Origin of the sequence: Thiorhodococcus mannitoliphagus (assembly GCF_010915725.1) — a bacterium.
Taxonomy (GTDB): domain Bacteria; phylum Pseudomonadota; class Gammaproteobacteria; order Chromatiales; family Chromatiaceae; genus Thiorhodococcus; species Thiorhodococcus mannitoliphagus.
On sequence record NZ_JAAIJR010000056.1, the window covers coordinates 15,902 to 33,857 of the forward strand.

Below are 17,956 nucleotides of genomic sequence, written 5' to 3' on the forward strand. Positions count from 1 at the left end.
CCTTCCATACCGACCCCGCGTAGCTCCGCCATGCTGATTCACGATCAATCCCGAACCGGTCGCCGCGCGACTGCCCAGGCACCGCTCAGCTCACCCGAGGTGAACGATATTCCCGAGGCCTTGCGGCGACGCACAGCTCCCGCGCTGCCAGAAGTCTCCGAAATGCAGGCGGTACGCCACTATACGCGGCTGTCGCAGAAGAACTTTTCGATCGACACCCATTTCTATCCCTTGGGCTCCTGCACCATGAAGTACAACCCAAGGGCCTGCAACAGTCTGGCGATGCTGCCCGGCTTCCTGGCACGCCATCCCATGGCCCCGGAAACGCACAGCCAGGGACTCATGGCCTGCCTCTTCGATCTGCAGGAGATCCTCAAGCAGGTCACCGGCATGCACGCGGTTTCCTTGGCGCCCTCTGCAGGCGCTCAGGGAGAATTCGCCGGCGTAGCCATGATCCGCGCCTACCACCAGGCGCGTGGCGATCAGGCGCGCACCGAGATCCTGGTACCAGACGCGGCTCACGGCACCAATCCGGCGTCGGCCGTCATGTGTGGCTTCAAGGCGCGAGAGATCCCGACGGGACCGGACGGGGATGTCGACATCCAAGCCCTGCAAGCCGCGGTCGGCCCGCAGACCGCTGGCATCATGCTCACCAACCCCAGCACCGTCGGCGTCTTCGACCGCAACATCCAGGCAATCGCGCGCAGCGTGCACGATGCCGGCGGCCTGCTCTACTACGACGGCGCCAACCTCAACGCCATCCTCGGCAAGGTACGACCAGGGGACATGGGCTTCGACGTCATCCACATGAACCTGCACAAGACCTTCTCCACCCCGCATGGCGGCGGCGGTCCTGGCGCGGGGCCGGTTGGCGTTTCCAAGCGCCTCGAGCCCTACTTGCCGGTGCCCTTGGTCGCGCGCGACGGCGACGACTACCACTGGCTAACGGAGTCGGAGCGCCCGGAGACCATCGGCCGACTGACCGCCTTCGGCGGCAACATGGGCATCCTGCTGCGAGCCTATATCTACGCCCGCATGCTCGGGCGCGAGGGCATGGGCCGCGTCTCGGAGTTCGCCACCCTCAATGCCAACTACTTGATGGCGAGGCTCCGCGAGGCAGGCTTCGAAGCGGCTTACCCAGAACGGCGCGCCAGCCATGAGTTCATCATCACCCTGAAGCGCGAGGCCAGGGAGCTTGGTGTCAATGCCATGGACTTCGCGAAGCGCCTGCTCGACCATGGCTACCACGCGCCCACAACCTACTTCCCGCTCTTGGTCCCGGAGTGTCTCTTGATCGAACCCACCGAGTCAGAGACCAAGGAAGATCTCGACGGCTTCGTCGAGGCCATGATCGCGATCAGGCGAGAGGCGAAAGAGGATCCGGAGAAGGTCAAGTCCGCCCCGCACACCATGCCGGTGCGACGACTCGACGACGTGCGCGCGGCCAGGCATCTCGACCTCGCTTGGCGCCCCGCGGCCAACGAGGGTCCGCATGGCTAATCACAACGTCAAGGGATGGCGTCGCGTCCTGTACGCCTTCCGCTACTCCGTGCGCGGCTTGAAGGCCTGCTTCGAGTTCGAGGAGGCCTTCCGACAAGAGGTCTTTCTGCTGATCCCACTCATCCCGCTGGGCATCTGGCTGGGCGAGAGCCCGGTCGAGCGGGCGGTGCTCATCGGGAGTCTCTTGGTCGTCCCGATCATTGAGCTTCTAAACTCCGCCATCGAGGCCAATGTTGACCGCGTCGGACTCGAAAAGCACGAGCTTTCCGGCAGAGCCAAGGACATCGCCTCCGCCGCCGTCCTTTCCAGCATCGCCTTCTGTGTCGTGATCTGGGCCCTGATACTGCTTCCCAAATTGTTTTGAGGCCATGGGGGCTGTTAGCGGATCTGTCTCAAGCGGCCAGAGCGGCCCGTCGATCGCGATCCACCGGCGGACGCCTTCCAGACCCAAAGGTCACGCATTTTCAGAGTAAAGCCAGAGTTTCACGATGAGCGATCACTTCAAAGCGCAGGAATTTCTTCCACTCCAGATTGCTGTCTTGACCGTGTCTGACAGCCGGACCGAGGACCAGGACAGGTCCGGCAAGTTCTTGCAGGAAAGCGCGGAAACAGCCGGACATCAGATCCTGGCCAAGGAGATCGTGCGCGACGATGTCTATCAGCTACGCGCCCTCTTCTCGCGCTGGATCGCCGACCCAAGCATCAACGTCGTCCTGAGCACGGGGGGAACCGGCGTCACCGGTCGCGACAGCACGCCAGAGGCCGTTGCGCCCTTGCTGGACAAGCGAGTCGAAGGCTTTGGGGAACTGTTTCGGCAGATCTCGTTCGAGGAGATCGGTCCCTCGACCCTGCAATCCCGTGCGCTCGCCGGACTGGCCAACGGGACCTTCATCTTCTGCCTGCCCGGCTCGACCGGCGCCTGCCGGACCGCTTGGGAGCGCATCCTGCTGCCACAGCTCGACATTCGCACTCGCCCCTGCAATTTCGCCCAGCTTATCCCGCGCCTGCTCGAGCGCTGAGACCAAATCGCATGAAAGACGCTCACGACTGCGCCCCTCCGCCAGGGAATCGCAAATCCTTTTCGAAAGACGAGGCCATCGCCTTTCTCCGCTCGCGTGTCGAGCCACTCGGCGAGACGGAGCACCTTGGTACCAACCAGGCCTTGGGGCGAGTGCTGGCCGAGCCCGTCACCAGCCGCATCCAAGTACCCGGGTGGGACAACAGCGCCATGGATGGCTATGCCATCCGGCACGCGGATCTCGCTGCCTGCAAGGGTCGGCTGAGGGTTTCCCAGCGCATCCCCGCAGGCTCCACCGGCCAGCCGCTCGAGCCAGGGACCGCCGCACGCATCTTCACCGGCGCGCCTGTTCCACAAGGCACCGACACCGTCGTCATTCAGGAGATCTGCGAGCCCAGCGCGGACCAGGTCATCATTCCCTTGGACTGCAAGGCTGGCGCAAACATTCGGCGTGCAGGTGAGGACATCCAGGCTGGCGCCGAGGTCATGGCCGCAGGCGTCAAGCTCACACCTCAGCACCTTGGGCTGGCCGCATCCGTCGGTGTCGAGCGGCTGAGGGTCTACCAACGCCTCAAGGTCGCGATCTTCTCAAGCGGCGACGAACTGGTGATGCCAGGCCAGCCGCTCGGCGCTGGCCAGATCTACAACTCCAACCGCTTCAGCCTCTTGGGACTCTTGCAGGGTTGGGGCTGCGAGGTGATCGACCTGGGGATCGTCACGGACAGCCTGGAGGCCACGATCGAGGCCTTGCGCCGCGGCGCCGAGCAAGCCGACCTCATCATCGCCAGCGGCGGGGTCTCTGTCGGTGAGGAGGACCACATCAAGCCAGCGGTGGAGCAGCTGGGAACATTGGACCTCTGTCAGGTCGCTATCCGGCCGGGCAAGCCGGTCGCCTTTGGCTGGGTGCAGGGCACGCCCTTCTTCGGCAGTCCGGGCAATCCCGTCTCGCTCTTCGTCACCCTCTGTCTCTTCGCTCGTCCGCTGGTTCGGCGCATGCAGGGCATCGCCGATGATCCAGGACCACATGAGCTGCGCCTACCCGCCGGCTTTGACTGGCCGCGCCCAGACAAGCGCATGGAGTTTCATCGCGCCCGCCTGGAGCCGCGCGACGACGGCACGCTCGAGGTCGCGGTCTATCCGAGTCGCTCCTCCGCCGTGCTCTCCTCCGTGGCCTGGGCCGACGGCTTCGTCCAGCTCCAGCCCGGCGAGGTCATCAAGCGCGGAGACCGCGTCGCCTTCATCCCTTTCGCCGAGCTGCTCCACTAGCCCGAGACTGCATCAATGATCCGAATTCTCTACTTCGCCAGGCTGCGCGACACACTCGGCATCGACGCCGAGGAGATCAGCCTCCCGGCCGGCTTGCAAACGGTCGGAGACCTGCTCGCCACACTGCGCTGCCGGGGAGACCTTTGGTCCACGACCTTGGACGAGACCACAACCGTCATGGCAGCCGTCAATCAGTCGATCGTCCGACTGGACACGCCGATCAGCGACGGCGATGAGGTTGCCTTCTTCCCGCCAGTGACAGGTGGCTGAGGCCAACTTGATCTGGCACGACAGCCGGCATAGTGTTCCCGGCATGGTCACTCGATTGGGCTCCAACTCATGCAGAATGCCAAGCAGGCGGTCATGGAAATGCTGCGTCAGCTACCTGACGATGCGACGCTCGAGGAGATCCAGTACCGACTCTACCTGATCGCCAAAACCCGCAAGGGGCGCGAGGATATCGCCCAGGGTCGCGCCTACCTCAATCCCGAAGCCAAGCAGCGGCTGGACCGATGGCTGGAGAGCTGATCTGGTCGCGCACCGCAGTGGACGACATTGATGCGATCGCCACCTGGATCGCGCGAGACTCCGCCATGCACGCCCGCCTGCTCGTCGAGCGCGTTATGGCGCAAGGGGAGTCACTGCTTGATGAACCTGGCAGACCAAGACTCTTGGTGGAGCTGGATGAGATCCGAGTCTTTGACCTGCCAGCCGCCGGGTTCCGTGTCCTCTACGAGCGCCATGGAGACGACCTGCATCTGCTCGCAGTCATTCACAACGAGCGGACGAACGACGCCGACTAGAATCTTTGAGGGCGCAAAATGCTTGCAGATGAGTCAAATTTCGATGCAGCGTCCGACCATCCAAAGCCGCCGGGATCGGGATCGAACCGACGATAGCGATCCCGATTCCGATAGCGATCCCGATGGCATGACTCGTCGGTCTGAGGCGAAGCCTCGCTAGAAAGTGTGCATCAACAACTCCCCCCTTTCGCAAAGGGGGCGAGGGAGATTTCGGACGTAGGAGCGGCGCCCCGCCGCGACGGGCGCGCGATCGCGGCAGGGCGCCGCTCCCACTTTTATCAGGAAGTATCCATCAACAACTCCCCCCTTTCGCAAAGGGAGGCCAGGGGGGATTTCGGGCGGCATCGCTTGCATCGGGAAACGATTGATGGGCATTTTCTGAGTGAGTAGCGCCTCCTCGCGCTAGCGCTACAGCCCTCTCATCCCGGTCAACCCGTGGCACTCCGGATCCACTCGACCCGCTGACGCATCACGCCGTAGTAGACCACCGGGATCACCACCAGGGTCAGCACGGTCGAGACGAAGAGTCCGAACAACAGGGACACCGCCAAGCCCGAGAAGATGGGGTCGTCCAGGATGAAGACGGCCCCGGCCATGGCCGCGACGGCGGTCAGAGTGATGGGCTTGGCGCGTACGATGGCGGAGCGAATGACGGCCTCCTCGAATCCGACGCCCTCGCGCACTTGCTGGTTGATGAAGTCGACGAGCAGGATGGAGTTGCGCACGATGATGCCTGCAAGGGCGATCATGCCGATCATCGAGGTCGCGGTGAACTGGGCGCCCAGGATGGCATGTCCAGGGAGGATCCCGATGAGGGTCAGCGGGATCGGCGCCATGATGACGAGCGGCACCAGATAGCTGCGAAACTGGGCGACCACCAGCAAGTAGATCAGGACGAGCCCGACACCATAGGCGATACCCATGTCGCGGAAGGTGTCATAGGTCACCTGCCACTCGCCGTCCCATTTGAGGCTGTACTCGTAGGGATTGGTCGGCGCCTGCCGATACCATTGCGCCAGCCCCATTTCCTCGCTCAGCGTCCCGGCGATCTCGAAGAGCCCATAGAGCGGGCTATCCGTCTCACCGGCCATGTCGCCGCTCACATAGACGACGGGCAGCAGATCCTTGTGGTAGATGCTGTGCTCACGGGTCCCATCGACCACCTGCACGATCTCCGAGATCGGCACCAGATCGCCGGAGGACGCCCGCACCCGCAGCGCGAGGACCTGCTCGAGATCCGCCTTGTCCGCGTCGCTGTACTCGACCCGAATGGGCACCGCATATTTGACATTGGCGCCATGCAGGAAGCTGATGTCTTCGCCATCCAGCACGGTGGACAGGGCAGAGGAGATACTCGACTGCTGCACCCCCAGCCGTGCCGCCTTGGCGCGATCCACGACCAGGGTCAGCTTCGTGGCGGGATACTCAACCGAGTCGTCGATATCAACGATGTCCTCGGTGCCCTCGAAGACGCCCCGAACCTCCTTGGCGACGCGGATCTGGCCAGCGTAGTCCAGTCCGTAGACCTCGGCGACCAAGGGCGACAGCACCGGCGGGCCAGGCGGAATCTCGACGATCTTGGCGTTACCGCCATGAGCAAGGGCGATCTCCTGCAAGGGAGCGCGCAGCTCCAGGGCGATCGCATGGCTCTTCTTGTCGCGATGGTGCTTGTCGACCAGGTTCACCTGCAGGTCGCCAAGGTGCGCGCCCTCGCGCAGGTAGTATTGCCTCACCAGCCCGTTGAAGTTGATCGGCGCGGCACAGCCGGCATAGGACTGGTAGTCAGTGACCTCGGGCACGGTCGCGAGGTAGTCGGCCATCTCCGCCAGCACGCGCGCCGTCTGCTCCAGACTCGTACCCTCCGGCATGTCGAGCACGATCTGAAACTCGCTCTTGTTGTCGAACGGCAGCATCTTGAGCACGACGGTGCGATTCACCGCCAGGAAGATGGATCCGCCGATCAGCACCAGCACGCTGGCGAGCAGTAGCCACCGATTCAGGATGCCCTTGCGGCCCACAAGAAAGGGCCCGATGAGACGCCGAAACAAGGCATCGAGCGCTCCGGCTCCGCCGCCCGCGCCAGGCCCCTCATGCGACGGCTGATGCTCGCCATGGCCCGCCGCCTTGCCGCGCCCCAGCATGAAGTTCGTCATCCAGGGCGTGAAGACGAAGGCCACCATGAGCGAGATCAGCATTCCCATCGAGGCATTGATGGGGATAGGGCTCATGTAGGGGCCCATGAGGCCGGTCACGAAGGCCATCGGCAGGAGGGCCGCGATGACCGTGAAGGTAGCCAGAATGGTGGGACCGCCGACCTCGTCGACCGCTCGAGGCATCAGGTCCAGCAGCCAGGCGGAGCGGCTCTGCCCCGGTTTGGCGCCTGACATCGCCATGTGCCTGTGAATGTTCTCCACGACCACGATGGCGTCGTCCACCAAGATACCAATGGAGAAGATCAGTGCGAACAAGGAGACCCGATTGAGGGTGAAGCCATAGGCCCAGGAGGCGAAGAGCGTCAGTGCCAGGGTCACGATGACCGCGGCACCGACGATCACGGCCTCACGCCAACCGATCGCGAAAAGCACCAAAAGCACCACGGAGGCCGTCGCGAAGGCGAGCTTGCTGATCAGCTTCTTGGCCTTGGCGTCGGCCGTCGCGCCATAGTCGCGTGTGACGGAGACCTCGACACCCTCTGGAATGAAGATGCCCTGGAGCTGCTCGAAGCGGTCGATAACATTCTGCGCGACTTCGACGGCGTTCACGCCCGCCTGCTTGGCAACGGCAATGGTCACCGCCGGCGTCGTCCCCAACAGATGGATACCAACTTGCTCGGCGCTCGCGCCCGCCCCCATGCGCACATAGGTCTCCGGCTGCTGCGGACCGCGCTCGATGGTCGCGACATCGCGCAGATACACCGGCCGGCCGCCATGCAGCCCCACCACCAGGTCACCGATCTCATCAGCCGATGCGAGGAAGGTGCCGGCCTGGACCAGGATCTCCTCGTTGTCAGCGGTCACGGTCAGGTTGTCGCGTGTGAAGTTGGCCGCCTGCAGGGCATTGCGCAGGTTCGACAAGTCGATGTTGTAGCCGGCAAGCGTCTCAGGCTTGAGCAGTACGCGCACTACTTGGTCCGGCACACCAAGGGTGTAGACATCCCGGGTTCCAGGGACACGCTTGATCTCCTGCTCAATGGCATGGGCCACCTTGCCCAGCTCATAGGCACCCAGAGATGCGTCCTTCGACCAGAGTGTCGCCGTCAGGATGGGAACGTCATCAATGCCCTTGGGCTTGACGATGGGCGCGCCAACGCCGAGGTTCGCCGGCAGCCAGTCCTGATTGGACTGCACCTTGCTGAAGAGGCGCACCACGGCGTCGGTGTTGTCCTCGCCAACCTTATATTGAACCGTCACCACGGCCATGCCGGGGCGCGAGACGGAGTAGACGTGCTTGATGCCCTTGATCTCAGAGAGCACCTGCTCGGCCGGTCCGGCAACCAGATGCTCGATCTCGGTGGCCGAGGCCCCCGGAAAGGGAATGAAGACATCGGCAAAGGTCACGTCGATCTGGGGCTCTTCCTCGCGCGGCGTGACCATCACGGCGAAGAGCCCAGCCAATAAGCCAACCAGGGCCAGCAGTGGCGTGATCTCAGTGGCCTGAAACCGCTGTGCGATTCGACCTGAAATACCCAGCCGCTCAGCCATGCGCCTGCTCCGCTTGGTCCGCGCGCGCCGCCTCGAGCTGCGCCTTGAGCGCTACGCCCGCTGCGATGGGGTCCATCGCCACCTGCTCGCCCTCGCTCAGTCCGCCGAGGACAACGTAGGCATCTGGGAGCATCTTTCCGAGGCGGACCAGGCGAAACGAGATCCGCCCCTCGGGACCGATAACGTAGACCCCGGTGACCTCCGAGCGATGGACCACGGCCGCGCGCGGCACCGTCAAAGCAGATTTTTCGCCAATCACGAAGCCCGTCTTGACCAGCATCCCGGGAAAGAGGATCTGATGCTGATCACCGTTCTTCGGCGGAAGATCGATACGGACCTTGAAGGTATTGGACCCAAGGTCAGCGAAGGGGAACACGGTGATTTCTCCCGTCTCTACAACCTCATCGTCCGGCAGATAGATCCGCACCCGGGCCTTCGATTGATCCGGCGCGCGAACCGCCGGGATGATGCTCTGGGGTACATCGACGATGACGCGCAGCTCGTCGAGCGAGATGCCGCTCATCACGGGTGAGCCCGGACTGGCGATCTCGCCGAGCTCGACGTGGCGATGGGTGACGATGCCGGAGTAAGGCGCGCGAATCTTGGTATAGGCGAGCTGTTCCTGCGCTTGCTCCAAGCGCGCCGTCGCCGCATCCAGCTCCGCCTGGGCGCTCGCCAGATCGGCCTTTGCCTTGTCCATCGCGGACTCGGACACGTTCTTCTTGCGATAGAGCCCAACGACACGCTCATGCTCATCCTTGGCCTGCTGGAGCCTGGCCGCCGCCGACTTCAAGTCCGCCGCAGCCTGGCCGACGCGGGCGCGATGCTCGGTATCCTTGAGACGGACAAGCACCGTGCCTTTTTCTACGACATCATCGACGTCGTAGAAGATCGCCTCGACCTGACCCTGCGTCTGGGCCGAAAGGGTTGTCCGGTTGACGGCCTCGACCACGCCGTCGAGCTTGTACTCACGCGGCAGCACCTGAGACTGGACAGGTGAGGTTTCGAGGGAGGCCCCGATTGCGGTCTGCGCCGCGAGGACAAGCAGCAAGGGTACGGCTGCAATCATCTTCGAATTCAGCATGACTCTCATGGATCCCTAAATATTAGATTTTACTAATATTGCATGTGCAGCAAAAAATGCAAGCGAAATGATCAATATAGCCAACCAGCGGCTCCTGCCGAGACCAGGATTGCAAAAAGATGACACCCTTTATACCGTTTGCGTCCCACTTATACCCTTTGCATCCCACAGGAAAGGGGCGGCGCATGTGAGCAAGCGCCATTGCGGCCCGGCATGACGACAAGGGCGAGAGAACAACAGCGCGAGGACAATTTCAGTGAGCCAATGGTCCGAGGACTTGATCGCGGTCGACCGCGCCAAAACGCTAGACGGTCTATTCGTGCAACGGATTTCGCGATCGCCCGACCGAGTGGCCTATCAGCACTTCCAAAAGGGCACGGGCTGGCAGCAGCTCACTTGGCGGGAAATGGGCCATTGGGTCGCGCGTTGGCGCGAGGCACTCGCGCGCGAGCCGCTCGACGCGGGCGACCGTGTGGCCATGCTGCTGCGCAACTGCCCAGAATGGGTGATGTTCGACCAGGCCGCCTACGCGCTCGGACTCATCACGGTTCCTCTCTACACGGACGACCGCGCCGAGAACGCCGCTTATATCCTTCAGGACGCGGCGGTCAAGGTACTGCTCGTGCAAGACGCGGGGCGCTGGCGGCGTCTTGCGGAGGTCGTTGGAGACGCGCCCTGGCCGCTACGCGTGGTTATCCTCGAGACGAGCCCAGCCGCCCAGGCGATGGCAGCGTCCGACCCCAGGGTGGTGGTCGCCCAGGACTGGCTCCCCGACAGTGCACCTCCCTTGACTCAGCACGGGTATGAGCCCCAAGCATTGGCGACCATCGTCTACACATCGGGCACCACCGGACGCCCCAAGGGCGTGATGCTGAGCCACCACAACATCCTGACCAATGCCCACGCCGTCTTGACCCTGATCAACGTCTACGGTGAAGACCTCTTCCTATCCTTTCTGCCGCTCTCGCACATGCTGGAGCGCACCGGCGGCTACTACTTGCCGCTGATGTCCGGCTCCACCGTCGCATTCGCGCGCTCGATCGGGCAACTCGCCGAAGACATGCAGAGCATCCGGCCCAGCGTCATGATCGCGGTGCCGCGCGTCTTCGAACGCCTCTACCAAAAGGTCGCCGACCAGCTCGAGACGCGCCCTGCCCCCGTGCGCTGGCTGTTCCGCTTAGCGGTCGCGGTAGGCTGGCGCGCCTTTCTAAGGGCCCAAGGGCGTGGCGGCTGGCATCCGCTCCTGATCCTCTGGCCAGCCCTGAAACGCAAGGTCGGAACCCCCATCCTCGAGAAGCTCGGCGGCCGACTCAGGGCGGCCGTCAGTGGCGGCGCCGCCCTCCCCTCCGGGGTCGCCCACACTTTCATTGGGCTCGGACTCCCCCTCATCCAGGGCTATGGCCTCACCGAAAAAGCCCGGTCGTGAGCTTCAACCCACTGCAAGACAACATCCCCGAGAGTGTCGGTGTCCCCATCCGGGGCATCCAGGTCCGTATTGGGGCCGATGACGAACTCCTAGTCAAAGGAAACAACGTCATGCAGGGCTACTGGAACAACCACGCCGCCACGACCAAGATCTTGACTCACGACGGCTGGCTGCATACCGGTGACCAGGCCCACATCGAAAACGGTCATATCTACATCACCGGTCGCATCAAGGACATCCTGGTCCTCTCCAACGGAGAAAAGGTGCCGCCCGGCGACCTGGAAACGGCCATTGCCATGGATCCGCTCTTCGAGCAGGTCCTGGTGGTCGGCGAAGGACAATCCCACCTCTCCGCCCTGCTCGTCCTCAACGCGGACCTTTGGGGTGGGCTGGCCAGAGAGTACGGCTTGGACCCGGATGGCCCGCAGAGCCTGGAAGACGCGCAGCTTCACAAGGACATCGTCAAACGTATCCGACTCGCGCTCAAGGACTTCCCCGGCTACGCCAAGGTCCGGCGAGTGACCTTGACGCTCGAGCCCTGGTCGATCGAAAACGGACTCTTGACCCCCACCATGAAGGTCAAGCGCAAGAAGGTCGTCGAGCGCTATCAGGAGCATATCCAGGCGATGTACGCCTTTGAGGGATGATGCTTGCCATCCTGCGGCACTCTGCTTAAACTTAAGCGTCCGATGCGGGTGTAGTTCAATGGTAGAACCTCAGCTTCCCAAGCTGATGGCGTGGGTTCGATTCCCATCACCCGCTCCAATCCCCCCATGCAACAACTCTATCAAGCCCAAGACCGGATCGAAGCGCAGATCCTGCACGACTTTCTGGATCGCCATCTCATCGAGACCGTCATCCTCGGTGACTACTTGAGCGGCGCGGTCGGCGAGTTACCCGCAGACATCTACCCTAGCCTCTGGCTCATCCACGACGACGACCTGGAGCGGGGGCGCGAGCTGTTGCATCGTTTTCTCCAAGACGCCAACCAGCGCGTGGCACAGGGCGCTTGGACTTGCAGCAGCTGCGGAGAGACCGTCAGCGAGAGCTTCGATCTCTGCTGGCGCTGCGGGCAAGCCAGACCGACGCCCGAATGAGCCCGAGCCAAGACTTCGCACAGCGCGTCCTTCACTGGCGCGACGAGCACGGCCGCACGGACCTACCCTGGCAGCAAAGGCGCACGCCCTATCGCGTTTGGATCTCCGAAATCATGCTGCAGCAGACTCAAGTCGCTGTCGTCATCCCCTACTTCGAGCGCTTCATGGCGCGTTTTCCGAACCAAATAGCACTCGCCGACGCCCCTTTGGATGAGGTGCTCGCGCACTGGTCCGGTCTCGGCTACTACGCCCGCGCTCGCAACCTCCATCGCGCCGCGCGTCTGATTCGCGACCAGCATCACGGCTGCTTTCCGTCCGATCTCGCGGCCGTCCAGGCCCTACCAGGAATCGGGCGCTCCACGGCCGGCGCCATCCTTTCGCTCGCCTGCGGCCAACGCCACCCAATACTCGACGGCAATGTGAAGCGCGTGCTCGCACGCCGCTTCGGCGTCGAGGGATGGCCAGGTAAGAGCGATGTGCTCGCACGGCTTTGGGAACTCGCGGAGCGCTGCACACCCGATGAGCGCGTCGACGCCTACAACCAGGGCATGATGGATCTCGGCGCAACCCTATGCACAAGGCACCGCCCCGCGTGCCAAGACTGCCCCGTCCGCCAGAGCTGCATCGCCTGCCTGCAAGGCCGGCAGTCAGAACTCCCCGCCCCCAAACCGAGCAAGACCCTGCCCACGCGAGCCACACTGATGCTCGCGATACGCAACGGGGATGGAGAGATCCTCATGGAGCAACGCCCACCGACAGGCATTTGGGGCGGACTCTGGAGCTTGCCCGAAGCGACGACGGATACATCGCCAGAACAGTGGTGTCAGGCTCATCTTGGAGTCGCCCCGAGCGAGGTTGAAATGCTGCCGCAGCGACGTCACACATTCAGCCACTACAGGCTCACCATCCATGTTGCCGCGATCAAGATAGCGACCGCACCATGCCTGGTAGAGGAGCGAGCCGATCGGCGCTGGGAACAGGTCACCAATGCGCGGCAGCTCGGACTGCCGACACCGATCGGCCGAATACTCGCCGAGCTTCAGAACGATTCACACTAGCTTGGAGAAACCCATGCCCAGAATGGTCCAGTGCATCAAGCTCGGACAGGAAGCCGAAGGTCTCGACCGCTCCCCTTACCCTGGCGATCTAGGGAAACGTATCTTTGAACATGTCTCTCGCCAGGCCTGGCAAGAGTGGCTTCGCCACCAAACCATGCTCATCAACGAGAACCGCTTGAGCCCCATGGATCCCAAGGCACGCAAGTTCTTAGAGGAACAGATGGAGCAGTATTTCTTTGGCGACGGAGTCGAGACGCCAGCAGGCTTCGTACCCCCGAAGACATGAGGCAACCTCCACAGGCCTTGTTACCAAAGAGGCCGCTCTTGAACGAACGGGGCGAATAGGATCTTGTGGTCCCGAAGCGCAAGCTTCGGGACCCAAGACCCAGAAATGCACTCACTGGCCCACCAGCCTCGCGCCTAGAGCCCCGACAAGCCGCCCAAGTCAGGAGGAGCACAGCCTCTACCTGAAAAACGCAAACAAATACCTTGACGCGCGCCCTTAAGATCGCTTTAATACGCAGCTCGACTTGCCACGTAATAGCCAAGTCGCAGAATGCCCAGGTAGCTCAGTTGGTAGAGCAGCGGACTGAAAATCCGCGTGTCGGTGGTTCGATTCCGCCCCTGGGCACCAAATATCAAGCATTTAGACGCGCCTCCGAGCGCGTCTTTTTGCGTCTGGACGCCTGATTCGCATCCCGCGGTGGTACCTCTATTGGTACCTGCCGGTACCCTTCCCAATCCGTGCCTTTATGATGGTGTGCAGTCGTTCGCCGGGGTTCGGCACCGCAGCATTAACGTCAGACCTGACTTTACCCGGCACGCACAAAAGACACCGCACCAACGCCATGCTTTCGGTGGAGGCAAGCTGAGAAACAAGCAGCTGGGAGATGACGCATGAGCGATTGGGAGGCGGCTCAGGTGGGGCACGCCTGCGCACAGTCCTGGAAGGCGCTGATGGCCGAGCGGTGGTTCTTTCCTTTCTACCCTCTAAAAGAGATTGGCGCGCCCTGCTGTTACGTCCCTCCCTTAAACAGGCATAGCCGTCTGAAAAATCCCACGGTCCGCCAGGACCTCGGTTGGATCACGCCCCGGTCGAGATCGAGACAGAACGGCTGTCATGGAGGCCGGTCGTCCTTTGGTAACGTGGTACCTGGAACCGATATCGCGCCACCAGAGGAGACCGACCGATGTCGCGTATGCTGCCAGGAATCGAGAGTCTGGAACACCACCGAGTGCTGCTCAAGAACGATCCCGATGCCTACAAGCCGGAGCGTTGTCCGCGCTGTGGCAAGGCGGGTCTGCATCATCATGGCCGCTATGAGCGCAACGCGCCGCGGAGCGAAGCCCCGGCGTGGGGCTGCTGACCGGCGAGGCCGGCGTAGGCAAGACCGCCGCCCTGCGGCGGCTCACGCAGGCGCTCAACCCCCACCGCTATGAGGTGATCTATCTGGCCGAGACCGACTTCGGGCGGCTGGTGTTACCGCCGACGTTATTTTGTCCCCAAATGGCCGATGTGAAATTGCTGCCTGGGGCCTGGGGCTTGGCGCCGCCCGACGGAGTGGGCGGCGGGCGGTTCAAGATTCGATACGGTCCTTCATGCGGTAGCTCTGCCCCTCGATGAGGATGGTTTCGGCGTGGTGGAGCAGGCGGTCGAGGAGTGCTGAGGTGAGCGTGGCATCGTGGTTGAAGATCTCCGCCCAGTCTTTGAAGACACGGTTGGAGGTGATGACGATGGCGCCCTGCTCGTAGCGCTGGCTGATGATCTGAAACAACAGGTCGGCGCCAGTCCTGTCGATCGGCAGATAGCCCAATTCATCGAGGATGAGCACGGCCGGCTTGCGGTAGCTCTCGAGCGCCGGCTTCAGACGTCCGGCGCGCTGTGCCGCCGCCAGGGTATTGACCACCTCGATAGCGGTGGTGAAACGCACGCTGTGCCCGCGCAGGCAGGCGGCATAGCCCAGCGCGGTGGCCAGATGGGTCTTGCCGACCCCGACGGTGCCGAGGAAGATCACATTGCGTTTCTCGGTGAGGAAGTCCAGCCGAAACAGGTGCTGGACCTGCAGACGATTGATCGTCTTCGGCCAGGTCCAGTGGAATTGCTCCAGGGTTTTGATCACCGCAAAGCGCGCCTGGGCGATGCGCCGCTGCACACTGCGTTCGCGCCGTAACGCCACCTCGCCCTCGGCCAGACGCGCCAGATAGGCGATCGGGTCCCAGTGTGCCTGCGCCGCCTCTTGGGCCAGAGGCGCATGCTGCTCAAGCATGAACGCCAGCTTCAAATACGCCAAGTGCTCGAGCAATGCCTCAGTGCTCAGAGTCTGTGTGGTCGTTGTCATGATTGCTCCTGCGGCCGCTTATGGGTGGCTTGATACAGACTCAAGTCCGCTTCAGGCATCTGCAGCTTGAGCAGATCCTGGCGGCGGGTGAGCTGCAAGGCGGCTGGCTCGGGCTGCAGGCGCGCACGGCTCTCGAGGACATTGGCGATGTACTCGCCACTGAAGGCCTGATAGGTGAAGGCGTCGGGCATCGCCCGCGCCGTGGCCTCCACGCCATAGATTTCGCTGAGCGCCACAATCTTCTGGACATGGTGCTCGGGATTGAGGCGGCGCTCGGCCAACGCCTTGTAATCGGCCTCCGCCTGTGTCGAAAGGGCCAGGAAGCGCCCGAGCAGCTTCTGCGTGCGTGCCCCGCGGCGCTGCTCGAGCAACGCCTTGGGATGGTCGGGGAGCTCGAAATCCTGGTGGCGATCCCAGCAGCGCGGATGACGCGCAATGAGCGTCTCATGGTCATAGACGCACAAGCGCTTCGGATAGACCTTCAGCGTCAGCAGTTGCCCGGCGTACTCCGCCGGCACCTAATACCGATTGGTGTCCCAGCGCACCCGAAAGCTCGGCGAGGCACGCACCTGCACCAGCTGGGCGACGTCATAGGGATGCTCTGGCCCGGCGTGCAGCACCGAGCGCTCCTCGGCGAAGCGATCGACGGGACGCTGATGGGTCTCGCCATGGATGCGCACGTTGGCGATGGTGTCCATCCATACCCGGGCGGGCGGATTCACGGCGCTGAAGTCCGTGATGTCGAGGCCGTTGAGGAAATTCTTCTTCACATAGCCAACCCCCGACTCCACACGCCCCTTCTCATTACCCTTGCCCGGGTTGCAGGCGATCACACGGAACCCGTAGTGCTGGGCGAAGTCGACATAGCGCGCATTGAGCACCGGCGCCTCGCCACGGGTGTGGCGCAGCACGGCCGACTTGAGATTGTCGACCATCACCTTCTCGGGGACGCGGTTGCCAAAGAAGGCGAAGGCGTTCTGATGGCAGGCGAGGAACTGCTCCATCGTCTGACTCAGGGTGAATTCCACATAGAGCATCCGGCTGTAGCAGAGCACCATCACGAACAGCGACAAGCGCCGGCGGGTCTCACCCACGGGTACGGCTTCCCACGAGCCCCAGTCGACCTGGGCGCATTCGCCCGGCGCGAAGGACAAGGTCAAGAACGCCGAGGTGCACGGTGGGCGCACCGTGCGCACGTAGTCTTTGACGATGCTGATCCCGCCGCGGTAGTCCTCCTCCTCGCACAGGCGCTGAAAGCTCTGCTGGGCGCTGTAGCGGTGGCCTTCCAGCCAGCGGCGGATCGTCGCCTTATGGGGGTCGAGCTTGCTCGTGCGAGGAGTGCTCTGGCGTTGGCGAAAACGCGGCCCGGCCAACCAGGTGCTGACCGTGCGTGCATCGAGGTCCAACGCCTCGGCGATCTGCGCGGCGTTCAGGCCGTGCTGGGTCTGATGGTCGTGGATCGCGCAATAGGTCTGGTCGTCGATCATGGGGCCACCTCGCGCAGGATCGCGCGCAGCGTGCGCAGCTCCCCGCCCGCGCGCGCCCTGGGCGAGGGCGGCGACAGCGGCGCCTCGCCCACCGAGGCCATGGCCGCCGCCCGATCCAGTGACAACACCTGATAGAGCGGCGCCTGGAAGGCGATCAAGTCGGCACGCACCAGCTCCTCGCGCGCCGCACGCACCTGCGCCTCAGGCCAGCCGAGGCGCGCGGCCAAGGCGCGCTCGCCGTAGTCGCTCAACCCCTCGGCATCGGCCACCGTGACCAAGAACAAATACAGCGCCAGGGCAGGCGCCCCACAGCGCCCGATGTCGCCCTCACGGACCAGGTGCTGATGACCCAACTGAACTGGCGCGGCACCCGGCGCCGGCGGGATGGAATCAACAGGGTTTTGTGCATCGCAGGTCTCTCCAACGCGCGGCGTCCCGCCACTGAGACTGTCCTGCCCCAATTGTTGGAACCGCCGCGCGCTGCGCGCGATATCTTCTTGCAACGCCGAACCGGTTAAGTTGGCGATAAGCCCAATCAAGACAATGGGTTGCGCGCTGAAGAGATCTTGTAGCCCGCTCTGCGCAAAGAGCGCTGATTCGCTCGCTTTTTCAACGACTTGCGCCGTGCAGTCATCTTGTAACGCCGTGCCCTCTAACGCCTGTCCGCGCCGCCCGTACCCGGGGTGCTCGGCGCGCCAGGCGCGCACCCGCTCGACATTGGCCGGACCGCGGAAGTAGTCCCGATTGGCGGCTTTGCTCAGCCAGCGGCGTTGGCTCGCCGCCTTGCTCGCCCGCCGACACTCCACCTTGCCGCAGTAACGCTGGTGGTCGGTATTGCGCGCATCGGGATGAAATAATTCGCCGCAGTGCAAGCACTTGCGCTGTCTTCGTCGTTTCACTTGGGTAACCCTCCGAGCTACCCCAAGCATCGGTGACGACAGGGCGTCTTGGCACCGTGCAATGCCCTCAACGAAAAAGGTGGAAGAAGATCCAAAGGCGGAAGAAGAGGATGAAAAAAGAGGGGGCGAAGAAGATGAAGAAGACTTTCCTAGACAGATTCAAGCCGGCTAAAGGACTACAGTTTCAGGTCGGCGCTGACAGGTGACGCAATTCTTGGTCTGGTGCGTGCGATGGCGCACGGTCGCAAAACTGGATTCGATCGGGTTGGTGGTGCGCA

18 protein-coding genes, 2 tRNA genes and 1 pseudogene are annotated in these 17,956 nt (G+C 63.1%); 15 read left to right on the forward strand and 6 right to left on the reverse strand.

What is annotated here, in order from left to right; translation table 11 throughout:
• Positions 1-30 precede the first annotated feature (30 nt).
• From gcvPB to G3480_RS14335, 7 genes are all read left to right on the forward strand, one after another.
• Entirely contained in the window at positions 31-1,500 is a 1,470-nt protein-coding gene (gcvPB, locus tag G3480_RS14305; RefSeq protein WP_164654570.1) for an aminomethyl-transferring glycine dehydrogenase subunit GcvPB, read from the forward strand.
• Positions 1,493-1,864 carry a diacylglycerol kinase gene (locus tag G3480_RS14310; RefSeq protein WP_164654571.1) on the forward strand — a complete coding sequence of 124 codons (372 nt, stop codon included), beginning with the start codon at positions 1,493-1,495 and terminating at the stop codon, positions 1,862-1,864. Before gcvPB ends, G3480_RS14310 begins: the two co-directional genes overlap by 8 nt.
• A gap of 124 nt (positions 1,865-1,988) precedes the next feature.
• Complete coding sequence (gene moaB / locus G3480_RS14315) at positions 1,989-2,519, forward strand: molybdenum cofactor biosynthesis protein B (RefSeq protein ID WP_164654572.1); 531 nt, start codon at positions 1,989-1,991, stop codon at positions 2,517-2,519.
• A gap of 11 nt (positions 2,520-2,530) precedes the next feature.
• Entirely contained in the window at positions 2,531-3,784 is a 1,254-nt protein-coding gene (locus G3480_RS14320; RefSeq protein ID WP_164654573.1) for a molybdopterin molybdotransferase MoeA, read from the forward strand.
• Positions 3,785-3,799: 15 nt separating this feature from the next.
• Positions 3,800-4,054 (forward strand): molybdopterin converting factor subunit 1, encoded by a 255-nt coding sequence (gene moaD, locus G3480_RS14325; protein WP_164654574.1) that lies wholly within the window; start codon positions 3,800-3,802, stop codon positions 4,052-4,054.
• Between the two features lie 69 nt (positions 4,055-4,123).
• Positions 4,124-4,312 (forward strand): hypothetical protein, encoded by a 189-nt coding sequence (locus tag G3480_RS14330; protein ID WP_164654575.1) that lies wholly within the window; start codon positions 4,124-4,126, stop codon positions 4,310-4,312.
• Positions 4,297-4,587: a type II toxin-antitoxin system RelE/ParE family toxin gene (locus G3480_RS14335; RefSeq protein ID WP_164654576.1), complete on the forward strand. Its 291-nt coding sequence runs from the start codon at positions 4,297-4,299 to the stop codon at positions 4,585-4,587. The genes G3480_RS14330 and G3480_RS14335 overlap by 16 nt, the downstream gene beginning before the upstream one ends.
• 428 nt (positions 4,588-5,015) lie before the next feature.
• On the opposite strand, the gene G3480_RS14340 is transcribed toward G3480_RS14335, so the two are convergent.
• Entirely contained in the window at positions 5,016-8,288 is a 3,273-nt protein-coding gene (locus G3480_RS14340; RefSeq protein WP_164654577.1) for an efflux RND transporter permease subunit, read from the reverse strand.
• Positions 8,281-9,372 carry an efflux RND transporter periplasmic adaptor subunit gene (locus tag G3480_RS14345; protein ID WP_164654578.1) on the reverse strand — a complete coding sequence of 364 codons (1,092 nt, stop codon included), beginning with the start codon at positions 9,370-9,372 and terminating at the stop codon, positions 8,281-8,283. The genes G3480_RS14340 and G3480_RS14345 overlap by 8 nt, the downstream gene beginning before the upstream one ends.
• A 256-nt stretch (positions 9,373-9,628) precedes the next feature.
• Between G3480_RS14345 and G3480_RS14350 the strand changes: the two are divergent.
• From G3480_RS14350 to G3480_RS29550, 8 genes and pseudogenes are all read left to right on the forward strand, one after another.
• Positions 9,629-11,445, forward strand: a pseudogene (locus tag G3480_RS14350) (AMP-dependent synthetase/ligase).
• Positions 11,446-11,489: 44 nt separating this feature from the next.
• Positions 11,490-11,563, forward strand: a tRNA-Gly gene (locus G3480_RS14355).
• A gap of 8 nt (positions 11,564-11,571) precedes the next feature.
• Complete coding sequence (locus G3480_RS14360) at positions 11,572-11,895, forward strand: putative signal transducing protein (RefSeq protein ID WP_164654579.1); 324 nt, start codon at positions 11,572-11,574, stop codon at positions 11,893-11,895.
• A complete protein-coding gene (gene mutY, locus G3480_RS14365; RefSeq protein ID WP_164654580.1) occupies positions 11,892-12,953 on the forward strand; it encodes an A/G-specific adenine glycosylase in 1,062 nt (353 codons plus the stop codon). Before G3480_RS14360 ends, mutY begins: the two co-directional genes overlap by 4 nt.
• A 13-nt stretch (positions 12,954-12,966) precedes the next feature.
• Complete coding sequence (locus tag G3480_RS14370; protein WP_164654581.1) at positions 12,967-13,239, forward strand: oxidative damage protection protein; 273 nt, start codon at positions 12,967-12,969, stop codon at positions 13,237-13,239.
• Positions 13,240-13,511: 272 nt separating this feature from the next.
• Positions 13,512-13,587 (forward strand) — tRNA-Phe (locus G3480_RS14375).
• 556 nt (positions 13,588-14,143) lie between these two features.
• Positions 14,144-14,320 carry a hypothetical protein gene (locus G3480_RS14380; protein WP_164654582.1) on the forward strand — a complete coding sequence of 59 codons (177 nt, stop codon included), beginning with the start codon at positions 14,144-14,146 and terminating at the stop codon, positions 14,318-14,320.
• Positions 14,308-14,577, forward strand: a complete 270-nt coding sequence (locus tag G3480_RS29550; RefSeq protein ID WP_420824625.1) for a hypothetical protein — start codon at positions 14,308-14,310, stop codon at positions 14,575-14,577. The genes G3480_RS14380 and G3480_RS29550 overlap by 13 nt, the downstream gene beginning before the upstream one ends.
• On the opposite strand, the gene istB is transcribed toward G3480_RS29550, so the two are convergent.
• Genes istB through G3480_RS27895 form a run of 4 tightly spaced genes read right to left on the reverse strand, consistent with a single transcriptional unit; the run spans position 14,531 to position 17,678 of the window.
• Complete coding sequence (istB, locus tag G3480_RS14385; protein WP_164654583.1) at positions 14,531-15,292, reverse strand: IS21-like element helper ATPase IstB; 762 nt, start codon at positions 15,290-15,292, stop codon at positions 14,531-14,533. The two genes, G3480_RS29550 and istB, sit on opposite strands and share 47 nt — an antisense overlap.
• A complete protein-coding gene (locus G3480_RS27885) occupies positions 15,289-15,810 on the reverse strand; it encodes a Mu transposase domain-containing protein (RefSeq protein WP_206171716.1) in 522 nt (173 codons plus the stop codon). Before G3480_RS27885 ends, istB begins: the two co-directional genes overlap by 4 nt.
• Positions 15,811-16,779, reverse strand: coding sequence for an IS21 family transposase (gene istA / locus G3480_RS27890; protein ID WP_206171717.1), 969 nt, complete (start codon positions 16,777-16,779; stop codon positions 15,811-15,813).
• Positions 16,776-17,678 (reverse strand): FYVE zinc finger domain-containing protein, encoded by a 903-nt coding sequence (locus G3480_RS27895; RefSeq protein ID WP_206171718.1) that lies wholly within the window; start codon positions 17,676-17,678, stop codon positions 16,776-16,778. Before G3480_RS27895 ends, istA begins: the two co-directional genes overlap by 4 nt.
• Between the last annotated feature and the right edge of the window lie 278 nt (positions 17,679-17,956).